Here is a 14,173-nt window from a genome sequence, read left to right on the forward strand (position 1 = left end):
TCGTGCACCAATTACAAGTTTTGCCCGGCGCACGGACACCAATCCACAAACGCGGCGTCTGCAGACTTGCTTCAGAGATGATTTGGTTATATTTTATACAGTTATTTCATCTTCATCATGTCATTCATCTTTTCCAATTCATCTTTTTTCAAAGTCAAAATTACTTATGACCACAGAACCGTCTAAAGCGCCTCCGCTTTACCCGAAGACCCACCTGCTCGCCGCAAGTGGAATCGCCGCCCTTCTCAGCCTGGCACTCCTGGTATTCCCTTCCAGTGATGTTGAAGCCAAAAAGACGACCCTGAGCCTTGAACTGGAAAGTCCTGCTGAACAACTGACACAAGATCAAGACGCTGCTGACGCAGCTCAAGCCACAAATGAGCCAGTAGCTTCGCCATTTGCTCAAATCGAAAACAGTAGCGAAAACACCCCGCAAACCGCAGAGGCTGCACCTACGCCAGCCGCCGAAAAGCCAAAAGCGCCTGGCCATCGCGAAGTCATCGTTGCCAAGGGCGATACCCTGTCGACCCTGTTCGAAAAGGTCGGCCTGCCGGCTGCCTCCGTTCACGAAGTCCTGGCCAGCGACAAACAAGCCAAACAGTTCAGCCAACTCAAGCATGGCCAGAAACTCGAATTCGAATTGAATCCTGAAGGCCAACTGACCAGTTTGCACAGCAAGGTCAGCGACGTCGAAACCATTACCCTGACCAAGAATGACAAGGGTTATGCCTTCAACCGGGTTACCGCAAAACCAACCGTTCGAACTGCTTACGTCCATGGCGTAATCAATAGCTCGCTCTCACAATCAGCAGCCCGTGCCGGTCTCTCCCATAGTCTGACCATGGATATGGCCAGCGTCTTTGGCTACGACGTCGATTTCGCTCAAGACATCCGCCAGGGTGACGAATTCGATGTCATCTACGAGCAGAAAGTGGTCAACGGCAAAGCCGTCGGCACCGGACCTATCCTGTCCGCTCGCTTCACTAACCGCGGCAAGACCTACACCGCCGTGCGTTACACCAACAAGCAAGGCAACAGCAGCTACTACACCGCTGACGGCAACAGCATGCGCAAGGCGTTCATCCGTACTCCGGTGGATTTCGCCCGCATCAGCTCGAAGTTCTCAATGGGCCGCAAACACCCGATTCTCAACAAGATCCGCGCCCACAAAGGCGTGGATTACGCTGCGCCACGCGGTACGCCAATCAAGGCTGCGGGTGACGGTAAAGTGTTGCTGGCCGGACGTCGTGGTGGCTACGGCAACACGGTGATCATCCAGCACGGCAACACTTACCGCACGCTGTACGGCCACATGCAAGGCTTCGCCAAAGGCGTGAAGACTGGCGGTTCCGTTAAGCAAGGCCAAGTCATCGGCTACATCGGCACCACCGGCCTCTCGACCGGCCCGCACTTGCACTATGAGTTCCAGGTCAACGGCGTTCACGTCGATCCGCTGGGACAGAAGCTGCCAATGGCTGATCCAATTGCCAAAGCCGAACGCGCTCGCTTCCTTGCACAGAGCCAGCCGCTGATGGCGCGCATGGATCAAGAGAAAGCCACCATGCTGGCTTCGAGCAAGCGCTAAGTCATGGCCCTGTATATTGGCGTGATGTCCGGAACCAGCCTCGACGGTCTGGACATTGCCCTGATCGAACAGACCTCGGCGATCAAACTGGTCGCCACGCATTACATTCCCATGCCTGAATCCCTGCGCACCGAGCTGCTTGGCTTATGCGCCAGCGGCCCTGACGAAATCGCCCGCTCGGCGATTGCCCAGCAGAACTGGGTGACACTCGCTGCGCAGGGCATTCATACCCTCCTCGATCAGCAGCGACTCAAGCCGCAGGACATTCGGGCGATAGGCAGCCACGGCCAGACCATTCGCCATGAGCCTGCACGCGGTTTCACCGTGCAGATCGGCAACCCCGCTCTGCTGACCGAACTGACCGGTATCACCGTAGTCAGCGATTTCCGCAGTCGTGATGTGGCGGCCGGTGGCCAAGGCGCTCCGCTGGTACCTGCATTTCATGAAGCGTTATTTGAAGAGCGTACCGGTAACCAGGCCGTCTTGAATGTCGGCGGTTTCAGCAATCTGAGTCTGATTGAGCCGACCAAACCTGTAGCCGGTTTCGACTGCGGCCCCGGGAATGTGCTGATGGACGCCTGGATTCACCAGCAGCGCGGCGAAAACTATGATCGCAATGGCGACTGGGCTAAAACAGGTACAGTCGAGCCGACACTGCTAAACGCACTCCTCAGCGATCCGTTCTTCGTCACCAAGGGGCCGAAAAGTACCGGCCGAGAAGTGTTCAACCTGCCCTGGCTGGAACAACATCTCTCGCACCTGCCAGCCTTTGCTGCCGAGAACGTGCAAGCGACGTTGCTTGAGCTGACCGCGTTGACGATCACTGAATCTTTGCAAAACGCTCAAACCGATACTCAGGAACTGTTGGTCTGTGGCGGCGGGGCGCACAACGCCACGCTGATGAAGCGTCTGGCCGAGCTGCTGCCGACCACCAAAGTCACCAGCACTGCCACTCACGGCGTTGACCCCGACTGGGTCGAAGCCATGGCCTTCGCCTGGCTGGCCCATTGCTGCCTAGAAGGCATCGCGGCCAACCGCCCAAGCGTCACCGGCGCACGCGGGCTGCGGATACTTGGCGCTATCTACCCCGCTTAAAGATTAAGCACAGCAAAACGCCGCAGAACCGTGAGGCTCTGCGGCGTTTTGTTATCTGGAGCGAGGAGCAATCAGATCGAGAACGAAGACCCGCAACCACACGTCGTGGTGGCGTTAGGGTTCTTGATCACGAAGCGCGAACCTTCCAGACCTTCCTGGTAATCCACTTCAGCACCGGCCAGGTACTGGAAGCTCATCGGATCCACCACCAGACTCACGCCTTCGCGCTCGACGATGGTGTCGTCCTCGGCCACATCTTCATCGAAGGTGAAACCGTACTGAAACCCTGAACAACCGCCGCCCGTAACGAATACGCGCAGCTTCAAGCGATCATTCCCCTCTTCATCGACCAGGCTCTTCACCTTGTGCGCGGCACCGTGGGTGAATTGCAAAGCCGTGGGGGTGAAGGATTCGACGCTCATGCTGACTATCTCCCGGCGTTACGCCGCCATAATGCGTGATGACGCGCATTATCCGCTTGTCCGAGAAAATCGGTCAACTATTGTTACGGTATATCAATAAACCCGACGAACTGTTCAGAATGCAAAAAGGCCCGCTTAACGGGCCTTTTGGCTGTGCTGCTTAAAGTATTACGGCAGCATACCGGCGTGGGACAGACCGAAACGCTCGTCCAGCCCGAACAGGATGTTCATGTTCTGCACCGCTTGACCCGACGCACCTTTGACCAGGTTGTCGATCACCGACAGCACCACCACCAGATCGCCATCCTGCGGACGATGAACGGCGATACGGCAAACGTTGGCACCGCGCACGCTACGGGTTTCCGGATGGCTGCCGGCCGGCATCACATCGACGAACGGTTCGTTGGCATAGCGCTTTTCAAACAACGCCTGCAGATCCACCGAGCGATCAACCACGGTCGCGTAGAGCGTCGAGTGAATGCCACGGATCATCGGAGTCAGGTGCGGTACGAAGGTCAGACCGACATCCTTGCCCGCTGCGCGACGCAGACCCTGGCGAATTTCCGGCAGGTGACGGTGACCTTTCACCGCATAGGCCTTCATGCTTTCTGACGTTTCGGAGTACAGCGAGCCGACAGCCGCACCGCGACCAGCACCGCTGACGCCGGATTTGCAGTCGGCGATCAAGCGCGAAGTATCCGCCAGACCAGCCTCGAGCAACGGCAGGAAGCCCAGCTGCGTAGCGGTTGGGTAGCAACCCGGCACCGCGATCAGGCGGGCCTTCTTGATCTGCTCGCGATTGACTTCCGGCAGACCGTAAACCGCTTCGTCCAGCAACTCAGGCGCGCCGTGCGGCTGACCGTACCACTTGGCCCACTCTTCAGCGTCTTGCAGACGGAAGTCAGCCGACAGGTCGATGACCTTGGTGCCCGCTGCCAGCAATTCACCGGCCAACGCATGAGCCACACCGTGCGGAGTGGCGAAGAACACTACGTCGCAAGCGCCGAGGGTCTTGATGTCTGGGACGCTGAAGGCCAGGCCGTCGTAGTGTCCGCGCAGGTTCGGGTACATGTCAGCCACGGCCAGACCGGCCTCGGATCGGGAAGTGATCACTACCACTTCTGCCTGCGGATGCTGCGCCAACAGACGCAGCAGTTCGACACCGGTGTAACCCGTGCCGCCGACGATACCGACCTTGACCATAACCTGCCCTCAAAGAACCCACTGGAAAGCCGTCGATAATAGGGGCCGCGCGGCCCTGCGACAACCGTCAAGGTGACGTGCGGACGCTCAAGCCTCTACTATCCGGCTTACCGTGAACCTGGAATAACTAAAAATGCTCTATCTATGGATCAAAGCTTTTCACATTGTCAGCATCGTTTGCTGGTTTGCCGGGCTGTTCTACTTGCCGCGTCTGTTCGTGTATCACGCGCAAAGCGAAGACACGATCAGCAAAGAGCGCTTCAGTGTCATGGAGCGCAAGCTGTATCGCGGCATCATGGGCCCGGCGATGATTGCGACGCTGATCTTCGGCGGCTGGCTGATTTACCTCAACCCGAGCATCTTCAGCATGGGCGGCTGGATTCACGCCAAATTGACCCTGGTCGTCTTGCTGATCGGCTACCACCACATGTGCGGTGCGCAGGTAAAACGTTTCGCCCGTGGCGAGAACACCCGCAGCCATGTCTTTTATCGCTGGTTCAATGAAGTGCCGGTTCTGATATTGCTGGCTATCGTAATTCTGGTCGTGGTCAAGCCGTTCTAACTTCAACAAGTACAGATCCTTGGGGTGTTCATAATGTCGCTGCCCGCTTTGCTCGAACAACGTCTGCGTTTGCCTGTAGTGGCGGCGCCGATGTTTCTGATTTCCAACCCTGAGCTGGTGCTCGCCTGCTGCCGTAATGGCGTGGTCGGGAGTTTTCCTGCGCTGAACCAACGCGAAAGCAGCGGATTCAAAGCCTGGCTGGAACAGATCGAAGCGGGCCTGGCGACACTGGACAACCCGGCGCCGTACGCGGTGAACCTGATCGTGCACAACAGCAACCCGCGCTTGCAGGCAGACCTGAACATCTGCGTCGAACACAAAGTGCCGATCGTCATCACCAGCCTCGGCGCGGTGAAGGAGTTGGTCGACGCGGTACACAGTTATGGCGGCCTGGTATTCCATGACGTCACCACTCGCCGACATGCCGAGAAAGCGGCCGAGGCCGGCGTCGACGGATTGATTGCTGTGGCGGCCGGCGCCGGGGGCCATGCCGGGACCTGGAGTCCGTTTGCGCTGATCGCCGAGATCCGTCAGTTCTTCGATAAAACCCTGCTGCTTGCAGGATGTCTTAACCACGGGCATGAGATTCTCGCCGCACAGCTGCTCGGCGCGGATCTGGCCTACTTCGGTACGCGATTTATCGGCACCACGGAAAGTCATGCGCCCGACGCCTACAAGGAGATGCTGCTGACAGCCAAGGCGTCCGACATCATCCATACTCCAGCGGTCTCGGGAGTGCCGGCGAGCTTTATGCGGCAGAGCCTGGAAGCGGCCGGTTTCGACATGGCCGCCCTGCAAGGCAAAGGCGAAGTGAATTTCGGTGACAAGCTCAAGCCAATCAATGATGAAGCCAAAGCCTGGAAGACTGTGTGGTCGGCCGGACAAGGCGTCGGACAGATCGATGACCTGCCGAGCGTGGATCAATTGATCGCACGGCTGGACGCTGAATACCGGCAGGCCCAGGAACACGCAGCACAATTGCCAAAACGCTGGCCGCGCGAATAAAAAAACCGGGCAAGTCGACTCAAGACTGGCCTTACACTGACGACCTTTCAAACCATTCGCGACAAGGATGCCTCGGCCATGAGCGAACCCCGTTACAAGATCGTATTCGACGGTGCTTTGCAGCCCGGTGTCGATATCACTACGGCCAAGCTCAATCTGGCTGATCTTTTCAAAAGTGAAGTGGCGGCCATCGAACGCCTGTTCAATGGCCGCGCCGTAGCACTCAAACGCGACCTGTCCCACAACGATGCACAGGCTTATCTACAAGCTCTGAGCAAAACCGGGATTGATGCACGCATTGAAGCAGAGACGGCAATCGAACTGAATCTATCGGACGTCCAGGAACACTCCACTGTGGTGGCAGAACCGGACTCCCCGTATGCACCGCCTCGCGCCACTGTGGGGGAACATGTTCCGGCGTTCGCCACGCTCAAGCCGTTCAGCGTCGAAGGCCGCATAGGTCGCCTGCGTTTTCTTGCATGGACGATGGTACTGAGCCTGGTCACGCTGCCCATTATCGGGGTATTCGCCCTGTTGGCGCTTGGCCTGGTCAGCGGCGATTCCACCACCGGCCTGATCATCGGCGGAATCTTCGCGTTCTTCCTGTTTATCGCCTTCCTGATCGTCAGCATTCTGTTCAGCGTCCAGCGCCTGCACGATATCGGCTGGTCGGGCTGGCTCTGGCTATTGAACCTTGTACCGTTCGTGGGCAGCTTCTTCCCGCTGGTGATCATGGTCGTACCGGGCAACACCGGCGCCAATCGCTACGGCCCTCCCCCGCCGCCAAACAGCACCGCCGTGAAAGTGCTGTGCTCACTGTGGATCGTGTTCTTCGCACTGATTTTTGTCGGTGGAATGCTCGGCGGCATCTCAGCCATCCAGCAGGAATATGAAAGCAATCTGGAAAGCAGCTACGAAAGTGGCTCGGTGACCACTGATGAAGTCGAAGTAGAGGTCGAAACGCCTGCGGATTCCGCCGACGAGGCAGCCGAAGCGGCGCAGGCCCCTGTAGACTCTGCGAAAGAATGAACAGCGCTCCCCGCCGTGACACCCGCGTCGCCGGCGCGGAGCTGTTGCGATGGAGAATTGCATGACCCGTTACGCACTGATCACCGGCGCCTCCAGCGGCATCGGCCTGGCGATGGCCGAAGCACTGGCCCGGCGTGGCCGCAGCCTGATTCTGGTGGCCCGACAGCGTGATCAGCTCGAAAGCATTGCGATCGAATTGACCCAGCGTTTTGGCGTCGAGGTACTGTTCCGCGCCTGCGATCTGGGCGAGCCATTGCGTCTGTCCGGCTTCCTGCTGGAACTGGAAGAAGGTGACCGACAGATCGACTTGCTCGTCAATTGCGCCGGCATCGGCACCTGCGGCCCGTTTCTCGCACAGGACTGGATGACCGAGCAGGATCTGATCGAAGTGAACATCCTCGCCCTCACCCGTCTCTGCCACGCCATCGGCAACAGCATGGCGCTGCAGGGTGGCGGGCAGATTCTCAATGTCGCCTCGGTGGCCGCCTTCAATCCCGGCCCTTGGATGAGCACTTACTACGCCAGCAAGGCGTATGTGCTGCACTTCTCCGAAGCCTTGCGGGTTGAACTGAAACAAAGTGCGGTGAAGGTCTCGGTACTCTGCCCCGGCCCGACACGCACGGCATTTTTCCGCACGGCGCAGCTGAACAGCGACAAACTCAAAGACAGCAAGTTAATGATGAGCCCGGAGGAAGTCGCGCTATACACCGTACGCGCCCTCGACAAGAACCGCGCAATCATCATTCCCGGACGACGCAACCGCTGGTTCGCGTTCTTGCCGCGACTGGGCTCGCGCTGGCTCAATCGCACCATCGTCGGTATGGTCAATAAAGCTTACTGCCCGCGCTGAAGAAACCGGATTCAACGCGGTACACTCGATTCAGCCCAAACAGCGGAGAAAACAGCAGTGGATACTCTGTTCACCAAGATCATCAACCGGGAAATCCCGGCCAAGATCATTTACGAAGACGACCAGGTTTTGGCCTTCCATGACATCGCCCCTCAGGCACCGGTGCATTTCCTGGTGATCCCGAAAAAACCGGTGCGCACCCTCAATGACCTGACCGAAGATGACAAGGCATTGGCCGGGCACATCCTGTTCACTGCGCAGCGTCTGGCACTGGAACTGGGTTGCGAAGAAGGTTTCCGCGTAGTGATGAACTGCAATGAGAAAGGTGGGCAGACCGTCTACCACATTCATATGCACGTACTCGGTCAGCGTCAGATGAACTGGCCACCGGGCTAAAAAGCCCCCTGCGGGAGCGAGCCTGCTCGCGAAGACGTCGGCACGTTCAATATACCAGTGCCTGACACCACGCCTTCGCGAGCAGCATCGCTCCCACAAAAAAGCATGACCGTGCAGCAAATGACCCAGCGCAAACCTTCCACGGCCGATTCGGTTAAACTGGCCGTCGAGATTCTTCCCGGAGGTCAGAATGACTACCCAACGTCACTACTCGCCAATTGACCGTCTTCTGCTGCAAGCCGATGCCGCAATGCGTACCCTGCTGCCCTTCAGTGGCCAACCGTACCGTCCGTCGCCGGCGATTTTGCAGCCGGACACGCAAATGAGCGACGAAGACACCCGCCACGTCGCCGGCCTGATGCGCATCAACCATACCGGTGAAGTCTGCGCCCAAGCGCTCTATCAGGGACAGGCGCTGACCGCCAAGCTGCCTCAGGTGCGCGAGGCCATGGAGCACGCCGCCGAAGAAGAGATTGATCATCTGGTCTGGTGCGAACAACGTATTCATCAGTTGGGCAGCCATACCAGCGTTTTAAATCCGCTGTTTTACGGGATGTCGTTCGGTATTGGTGCGGTGGCCGGGTTGATCAGCGACAAGGTCAGCCTTGGATTCGTCGCGGCGACCGAGCATCAGGTGTGCAAGCACTTGAATGAACACCTGGAGCAGTTGCCGGCTGAGGACGAGAAATCCCGGGCGATTCTGGAGCAGATGCGCATAGATGAAGAACATCATGCGGAAAGTGCGCTGGAGGCTGGGGGTTTTCGGTTTCCGGCGCCGGTGAAGTTCGGGATGAGTATTCTGGCGAAGGTGATGACCAAGAGTACTTATCGGATCTGAGATCTGTGTGGGTGCTGAAGGCCTTATCGCGAGCAGGCTCGCTCCCACAGGGTGCTTTGTTCCAGCAATAAAAAAGGCGACTGTCCTGAGACAGTCGCCTTTTTTTTGTGCCCGGGAATCTTAAGTAGGCATGTTGCGCGCGTAGAAGATTTCGAGCATTTCGTGTTTCACCCGATCGGTCACCTGAGCACGCTGCTCGAGGGACAGATTGCTGGTGGCGTCGCCGAACAGGTAGTTGTCCAGTTCGAAGTTCTTCAGCAGCATTTTGGTGTGGAACAGGTTTTCCTGATACACGTTCACGTCGGTCATCTGGTACGCGTCGCGGGTGTCTTCAGAGAGGTAGTTCTGGATCGAGTTGATCTCGTGGTCGATGAAGTGCTTGTTGCCTTCAACGTCACGGGTGAAGCCGCGCACACGATAATCCACAGTCACTATGTCCGAATCGAACTGGTGAATGAGGAAATTGAGCGCTTTAAGCGGTGAAATGACACCACAAGTCGACACGTCGATGTCCACACGGAAAGTTGCAATACCGTCGTCCGGATGAATTTCCGGGTAGGTGTGCACCGTGATGTGACTCTTGTCGAGGTGGGCCAGGATAATTTCGGGCAACGGGCCCGGCGACTCTTCAATCTGGCTTTCAGTCGGGGTTACCGGCTCTTCAGAAATCAGAATCGTGACGCTGGCGCCCTGAGGTTCATAGTCCTGACTGGCAATGTTCAGGATGTTGGCACCAATGATCTCGACAACTTCTGTGAGAATCTGCGTCAGGCGTTTCGCGTTGTACTCTTGATTGATGTACTCAACGTAAGCCTGCTGGTCTTGCGGGGTTTCCGCGTAGCAGATGTCATAGATGTTGAAGCTCAAGGTCTTTGTCAGGTTATTGAACCCGTGGAGCTTGAGTTTGCTTTTCACCGTAAAAAACTCTCTATGTATGCGGCCCGGCCGCGTGATCAAGCATGCCCGTCAAGTGCGAACAACGCACCTGCGTAGGACGGTTAACACCTCTTCGCGATGGCGATTTTGGTTATCTGTTCAGGCGGCTGATCCGTCGGCTGACCGATCACTGCCCTGAAAAAAGTGGCGCATTATGCAGACGTCAGCGGGGGATCGCCAGAGTCTGCACTGCTTTTATGATAGTTGAATGTCGGTTCAACCGAGTTCGACGATTTCGTAGTCGTGAGTGATCGCCACGCCAGCCGCGCCAAGCATGATCGAAGCGGAGCAGTACTTTTCGGCGGACAGTTCGATGGCGCGCTTGACCTGGGCTTCTTTCAAGCCACGGCCCTTGACCACGAAATGCATGTGAATCTTGGTGAACACCTTCGGATCTTCGGTCGCGCGCTCGGCTTCGAGAAAGGCCTCGCAGCTTTCAACGGCCTGACGGGACTTCTTCAGGATGCTGACCACGTCGAAGTTGCTGCAACCGCCGACACCCAGCAGAAGCATTTCCATCGGACGAACACCCAGATTACGACCACCAGCGTCCGGCGGACCGTCCATCACCACGACATGACCGCTACCGGATTCGCCGAGGAACATGGCTTCGCCAGCCCATTGGATGCGTGCCTTCATCGCCCAGACTCCACTGTAAAAAAAGGGTCGCCAGCTTAGCACAGGGCTTTACCCGGACAGCGAGCAACGTTCCTAGGACAGGATGCCTCCACGCTGTAGGTAATTTCTCGAATTTGCGACGAAGTGTCTGTTAAGCTGGCGCCAATTCGCTGGCGCCCATGTCAGCCCGTGTAGCGACCGCCTTCAGCGCCTCATAAAAAATCAAACATCACCGTGCAGTCTTTTCGGGATACAACCATGGTTGCTATTACCCCCACACCCAAAATCAAGAATCTCGACAAGCTGTTGATGCATTGCCAGCGCCGTCGCCATGCGGCCAAGAGCAACATCATCTGTGCGGGCGATCGCTCGGACACGCTGTACTTCATCATCAAGGGTTCTGTGACGATCCTGATCGAGGATGACGACGGTCGGGAGATGATCATCGCTTACCTCAACGCCGGGGATTTCTTTGGCGAACTGGGCCTGTTCGAGCAAGCGGGACAGGAACAGGAACGCAGCGCCTGGGTTCGGGCCAAAGTTGAATGCGAAACAGCGGAAATCAGCTACGCCAAGTTCCGCGAATTGTCGCAGCAGGATCCGGACATTCTTTACGTACTCAGCGGACAAATCGCACAACGTCTGCGCAACACCACGCGCAAGGTCGGCGATCTGGCGTTCTTCGATGTAACCGGTCGAGTCGCGCGTTGCCTGCTGGAACTGTGCAAACAACCGGATGCGATGACCCACCCGGACGGCATGCAGATCAAGGTGACCCGTCAGGAAATCGGCCGGATTGTCGGTTGTTCGCGGGAGATGGTCGGTCGCGTGCTCAAGGATCTTGAGGAACGCAACCTGGTCGATGTGAAAGGCAAGACCATGGTGGTCTTCGGTACGCGCTAAGCCCGAAAGTCAGGCGCTGTAGATCTGCGCCAGCATCAATCGAAACAGCTCATCGAGACGCGCCAAGGCCTGTGGCGCGTTGAATTTCTCATGCAGGCCGATGTGGCTTTCAGCCCGCACGCGTTGCTCCAGGCCGCACACTTCATTGAAGCGATTGACCGCCGCGACCATCGAGTCGCGCTCGTTATCCATCAGCATCGCACCGTGCACCAGGCCCACCGGACGTTGCCCGCCCTGACTCTGGCGCCAGCGCTGGGCCGTGCCGACCATTTTGCGACCGTCCAGATTGACGTTGAAGCGACCGTCGCAGAATGCGCCATCGATTTCACCCAACGATGACGTGCCGCCCAACTCCTCCAACAACTGACAGATCGGATCGCAGAGACGGTGGTAGCCGGTTTCGATGCGGTTCAGGTCGCCTTCGCTGCGTGGTGGCGCATAGATCAGGGCGATGTTGATCGTCGCCGCTGATTGCGGGACGGGCTCGCCACCGGTTTCGCGTAGCAGGACGGGCCAGCCAGCGGCGGCTGAGACTTCGCAGGCGTGGTCGAACGCGGCGAGGCGATTGAGGCGGCGAGGCATGACCAACGCACGATCGCTGGGTTGCCAGAATAGAAGGCCGAATTCTGCGTCGCCGGCGCAGACCGAGGCCAGCAAGTCTTGTTCGGCTTGCAGACCGGCTTCGATGGTCAGGGAGGTTGGCAGCGACATAACAGGCTCCGGCAACATGGAAATCATTAGCGGTTTCGATGGACCCTTCGCTAGCAAGCTCGCTCCCACATTGGAATGCATTTCCCCTGGGGGAGTGAGCCTGCTCGCGATGGTCTCGACTCGGTCTAGAGCGAATCAGTCGAGGGTCGAACCGCTGATGGAAGTGCCACGCTCCGGGAAGAACAGTCGCTGCAGTTCAGTGCCCGGATTCTCCGCACGCATGAACGCTTCACCCACCAGGAACGAATACACTTCGCTGATTTCCATCAACTCGACATCGGCACGATTGAGAATACCGCTCTCGGTAATCACCAGGCGATCGCGCGGAATGCGCGGCAGCAGGTCGAGGGTGGTTTCCAGGCTGACGTCGAAGGTGTGCAGGTTACGGTTGTTGACCCCGACCAGCGGCGTGTCGAGGGTTTTCAACGCACGCTCCAGCTCATCGCCATCGTGCACTTCGACCAACACATCGAGACCGACGCTTTTGGCGACAGCGGCCAGCTCGGCCATTTTCACGTCATCCAGTGCGGAGACGATCAGCAGCACACAGTCAGCACCCAGCGCGCGGGCTTCGACGATCTGGTAAGGATCGATCATGAAGTCCTTGCGAATCACCGGCAGTTTGCACGCGGCCCGGGCCTGTTGCAGATAAGCATCGGCGCCCTGGAAGTAATCGATGTCGGTCAGCACGGACAGACAGGTCGCCCCGCCCTTCTCGTAGCTTTTGGCGATGTCGGCCGGAATGAAGTTCTCGCGGATAACACCTTTGCTCGGCGAGGCCTTTTTGATTTCGGCAATGACCGCGGGCTGCTTCTTCTTGGCTTGCGCCAGCAACGCCTGGGCAAAACCACGGGGTGCATCGGCCGCCTTGGCCAGACTTTCCAGCTCACTCAGGCTCACACGGGCGCTACGCTCGGCGACTTCCTGAACCTTGCGGGCCAGAATGTTTTCCAGAACCGTCGGTACACTCATCCCTCATTCTCCACTTTGAATACCGCGGTAAAGGCACCCAGCTCCTCGAGTTTTTCCCGAGCGAGGCCGGTGTGCAGGGCGTCGTGCGCAAGCTCCACACCCTGTTTCAAACTACTCGCCACGTCAGCGGCATACAGCGCCGCACCGGCATTGAGCACAATCATTTCGGCGGCTTTCTGGCCGTTTTCGGTTTTGCGCTTGCCGAGAGCATCACGGATCAGCGCCAGCGACGCCTCCGGGCCTTCGACCGACAGACCGTGCAGGCTCTGGCTCTTCATGTCGAGATCTTCCGGCTCGACCCAATACTCGGTGATTTCGTTGTTCTTCAACTCGGCAACAAAAGTCGGCGCGGCAAGACTGAACTCGTCCAGGCCGTCTTTCGAATGCACCACCAGTACATGCTTGCTGCCCAGGCGCTGCAAGACTTCGGCCAATGGCCGGCACAATGCCTGAGTGAACACGCCCACCACCTGATGTTTCACACCGGCCGGATTCGTAAGCGGGCCGAGCATGTTGAACAGCGTACGCAAGCCAAGATCGCGGCGCGGGCCGGCGGCGTACTTCATGGCTTTGTGGTGGGTCTGGGCAAACATGAAACCGATGCCGACGTTGTCGATGCAACGCGCGACTTGCACCGGCGTCAGGTTCAGATAGATGCCGGCGGCTTCCAGCAAGTCGGCGCTGCCGCTCTTGCCCGATACCGCGCGGTTGCCGTGCTTGGCCACGGTGCAACCGGCTGCCGCTACGACAAACGAAGAGGCGGTGGATACGTTGAAGATGTTCGCGCCGTCACCGCCGGTGCCGACCACATCGACCACGCCGTCGAGGGTTTTCAGTTCAACTTGATCGGCCAGCTCACGCATCACCGACACGGCGCCGACGATTTCGTCGATGCTCTCGCTCTTCATGCGCATGGCCATCATGAACGCGCCGATCTGCGCGTCGGTGCATTGGCCGGTCATGATTTCGCGCATCACGTCGCGCATTTCATCGGTGCTGAGGTCGAGGTGATCGACGATACGGCTCAGGGCTGTCTTGATATTCATGG

At 58.0% G+C, this 14,173-nt stretch carries 16 protein-coding genes; 9 read left to right on the forward strand and 7 right to left on the reverse strand.

Translation table 11 applies throughout. The annotated features are described in order from the left end of the window. Positions 1 to 166: 166 nt before the first annotated feature. Both J0G10_RS27850 and J0G10_RS27855 read left to right on the forward strand, forming a co-directional pair. Complete coding sequence (locus tag J0G10_RS27850; protein WP_095050332.1) at positions 167 to 1,585, forward strand: peptidoglycan DD-metalloendopeptidase family protein; 1,419 nt, start codon at positions 167 to 169, stop codon at positions 1,583 to 1,585. 3 nt (positions 1,586 to 1,588) lie between these two features. Then, on the forward strand, positions 1,589 to 2,680 hold the full coding sequence (locus J0G10_RS27855) for an anhydro-N-acetylmuramic acid kinase (RefSeq protein WP_095050331.1): 1,092 nt from the start codon (positions 1,589 to 1,591) through the stop codon (positions 2,678 to 2,680). 71 nt (positions 2,681 to 2,751) lie between these two features. On the opposite strand, the gene erpA is transcribed toward J0G10_RS27855, so the two are convergent. Beyond that, positions 2,752 to 3,102, reverse strand: a complete 351-nt coding sequence (erpA, locus tag J0G10_RS27860; RefSeq protein ID WP_008077999.1) for an iron-sulfur cluster insertion protein ErpA — start codon at positions 3,100 to 3,102, stop codon at positions 2,752 to 2,754. Between the two features lie 168 nt (positions 3,103 to 3,270). Beyond that, on the reverse strand, positions 3,271 to 4,305 hold the full coding sequence (argC, locus tag J0G10_RS27865) for an N-acetyl-gamma-glutamyl-phosphate reductase (RefSeq protein WP_034155112.1): 1,035 nt from the start codon (positions 4,303 to 4,305) through the stop codon (positions 3,271 to 3,273). A 133-nt stretch (positions 4,306 to 4,438) separates the two neighbouring features. Here argC and hemJ point away from each other — a divergent pair, with 133 nt between their 5' ends. The 6 genes from hemJ (at position 4,439) to coq7 (ending at position 8,985) form a co-directional block, all read left to right on the forward strand. Next, the gene (hemJ, locus tag J0G10_RS27870) at positions 4,439 to 4,867 is read left to right on the forward strand and encodes a protoporphyrinogen oxidase HemJ (RefSeq protein ID WP_034155111.1); all 429 of its coding nucleotides are present in this window, start codon (positions 4,439 to 4,441) and stop codon (positions 4,865 to 4,867) included. A gap of 33 nt (positions 4,868 to 4,900) precedes the next feature. Next, on the forward strand, positions 4,901 to 5,872 hold the full coding sequence (locus tag J0G10_RS27875; protein ID WP_095050330.1) for an NAD(P)H-dependent flavin oxidoreductase: 972 nt from the start codon (positions 4,901 to 4,903) through the stop codon (positions 5,870 to 5,872). Between the two features lie 78 nt (positions 5,873 to 5,950). After that, entirely contained in the window at positions 5,951 to 6,901 is a 951-nt protein-coding gene (locus tag J0G10_RS27880) for a DUF805 domain-containing protein (protein ID WP_220557071.1), read from the forward strand. Positions 6,902 to 6,962: 61 nt separating this feature from the next. Continuing rightward, on the forward strand, positions 6,963 to 7,751 hold the full coding sequence (locus J0G10_RS27885) for an SDR family NAD(P)-dependent oxidoreductase (RefSeq protein WP_093441854.1): 789 nt from the start codon (positions 6,963 to 6,965) through the stop codon (positions 7,749 to 7,751). Positions 7,752 to 7,808: 57 nt separating this feature from the next. Then, complete coding sequence (locus J0G10_RS27890; RefSeq protein WP_003228789.1) at positions 7,809 to 8,147, forward strand: histidine triad nucleotide-binding protein; 339 nt, start codon at positions 7,809 to 7,811, stop codon at positions 8,145 to 8,147. A gap of 190 nt (positions 8,148 to 8,337) precedes the next feature. Next, positions 8,338 to 8,985 (forward strand): 2-polyprenyl-3-methyl-6-methoxy-1,4-benzoquinone monooxygenase, encoded by a 648-nt coding sequence (coq7, locus tag J0G10_RS27895; protein WP_008077993.1) that lies wholly within the window; start codon positions 8,338 to 8,340, stop codon positions 8,983 to 8,985. Positions 8,986 to 9,105: 120 nt separating this feature from the next. Here the strand turns inward: coq7 and speD are convergent, their stop codons facing one another. Together speD and J0G10_RS27905 are read right to left on the reverse strand one after the other, a co-directional pair. Next, a complete protein-coding gene (gene speD / locus J0G10_RS27900; RefSeq protein WP_095050328.1) occupies positions 9,106 to 9,900 on the reverse strand; it encodes an adenosylmethionine decarboxylase in 795 nt (264 codons plus the stop codon). Positions 9,901 to 10,137: 237 nt separating this feature from the next. Then, complete coding sequence (locus tag J0G10_RS27905) at positions 10,138 to 10,560, reverse strand: OsmC family protein (RefSeq protein ID WP_003228794.1); 423 nt, start codon at positions 10,558 to 10,560, stop codon at positions 10,138 to 10,140. A 237-nt stretch (positions 10,561 to 10,797) separates the two neighbouring features. Between J0G10_RS27905 and crp the strand changes: the two genes are divergently transcribed. Beyond that, positions 10,798 to 11,442: a cAMP-activated global transcriptional regulator CRP gene (gene crp, locus J0G10_RS27910; protein ID WP_008088598.1), complete on the forward strand. Its 645-nt coding sequence runs from the start codon at positions 10,798 to 10,800 to the stop codon at positions 11,440 to 11,442. A 9-nt stretch (positions 11,443 to 11,451) separates the two neighbouring features. Here the strand turns inward: crp and J0G10_RS27915 are convergent, their stop codons facing one another. The 3 genes from J0G10_RS27915 to trpD form a co-directional block, all read right to left on the reverse strand. Beyond that, positions 11,452 to 12,153, reverse strand: coding sequence for a lipoate--protein ligase family protein (locus J0G10_RS27915; RefSeq protein ID WP_220557072.1), 702 nt, complete (start codon positions 12,151 to 12,153; stop codon positions 11,452 to 11,454). 135 nt (positions 12,154 to 12,288) lie between these two features. Next, positions 12,289 to 13,125, reverse strand: coding sequence for an indole-3-glycerol phosphate synthase TrpC (gene trpC / locus J0G10_RS27920; protein ID WP_095050326.1), 837 nt, complete (start codon positions 13,123 to 13,125; stop codon positions 12,289 to 12,291). Next, positions 13,122 to 14,171, reverse strand: coding sequence for an anthranilate phosphoribosyltransferase (trpD, locus tag J0G10_RS27925; RefSeq protein ID WP_220557073.1), 1,050 nt, complete (start codon positions 14,169 to 14,171; stop codon positions 13,122 to 13,124). Before trpD ends, trpC begins: the two co-directional genes overlap by 4 nt. Positions 14,172 to 14,173: the final 2 nt, after the last annotated feature.

The sequence above is a fragment of the Pseudomonas germanica genome, assembly GCF_019614655.1.
GTDB lineage: Bacteria > Pseudomonadota > Gammaproteobacteria > Pseudomonadales > Pseudomonadaceae > Aquipseudomonas > Aquipseudomonas neuropathica.

Excerpts from the sequence above, each read along its gene's own strand:
- J0G10_RS27850 (WP_095050332.1), top strand. The coding sequence starts at position 167 with ATGACCACAGAACCGTCTAAAGCGCCTCCGCTTTACCCGAAGACCCAC.
- J0G10_RS27855 (WP_095050331.1), top strand. The coding sequence starts at position 1,589 with ATGGCCCTGTATATTGGCGTGATGTCCGGAACCAGCCTCGACGGTCTG.
- erpA (WP_008077999.1), bottom strand. The coding sequence starts at position 3,102 with ATGAGCGTCGAATCCTTCACCCCCACGGCTTTGCAATTCACCCACGGT.
- argC (WP_034155112.1), bottom strand. The coding sequence starts at position 4,305 with ATGGTCAAGGTCGGTATCGTCGGCGGCACGGGTTACACCGGTGTCGAA.
- hemJ (WP_034155111.1), top strand. The coding sequence starts at position 4,439 with ATGCTCTATCTATGGATCAAAGCTTTTCACATTGTCAGCATCGTTTGC.
- J0G10_RS27875 (WP_095050330.1), top strand. The coding sequence starts at position 4,901 with ATGTCGCTGCCCGCTTTGCTCGAACAACGTCTGCGTTTGCCTGTAGTG.
- J0G10_RS27880 (WP_220557071.1), top strand. The coding sequence starts at position 5,951 with ATGAGCGAACCCCGTTACAAGATCGTATTCGACGGTGCTTTGCAGCCC.
- J0G10_RS27885 (WP_093441854.1), top strand. The coding sequence starts at position 6,963 with ATGACCCGTTACGCACTGATCACCGGCGCCTCCAGCGGCATCGGCCTG.
- coq7 (WP_008077993.1), top strand. The coding sequence starts at position 8,338 with ATGACTACCCAACGTCACTACTCGCCAATTGACCGTCTTCTGCTGCAA.
- J0G10_RS27905 (WP_003228794.1), bottom strand. The coding sequence starts at position 10,560 with ATGAAGGCACGCATCCAATGGGCTGGCGAAGCCATGTTCCTCGGCGAA.
- crp (WP_008088598.1), top strand. The coding sequence starts at position 10,798 with ATGGTTGCTATTACCCCCACACCCAAAATCAAGAATCTCGACAAGCTG.
- J0G10_RS27915 (WP_220557072.1), bottom strand. The coding sequence starts at position 12,153 with ATGTCGCTGCCAACCTCCCTGACCATCGAAGCCGGTCTGCAAGCCGAA.
- trpC (WP_095050326.1), bottom strand. The coding sequence starts at position 13,125 with ATGAGTGTACCGACGGTTCTGGAAAACATTCTGGCCCGCAAGGTTCAG.
- trpD (WP_220557073.1), bottom strand. The coding sequence starts at position 14,171 with ATGAATATCAAGACAGCCCTGAGCCGTATCGTCGATCACCTCGACCTC.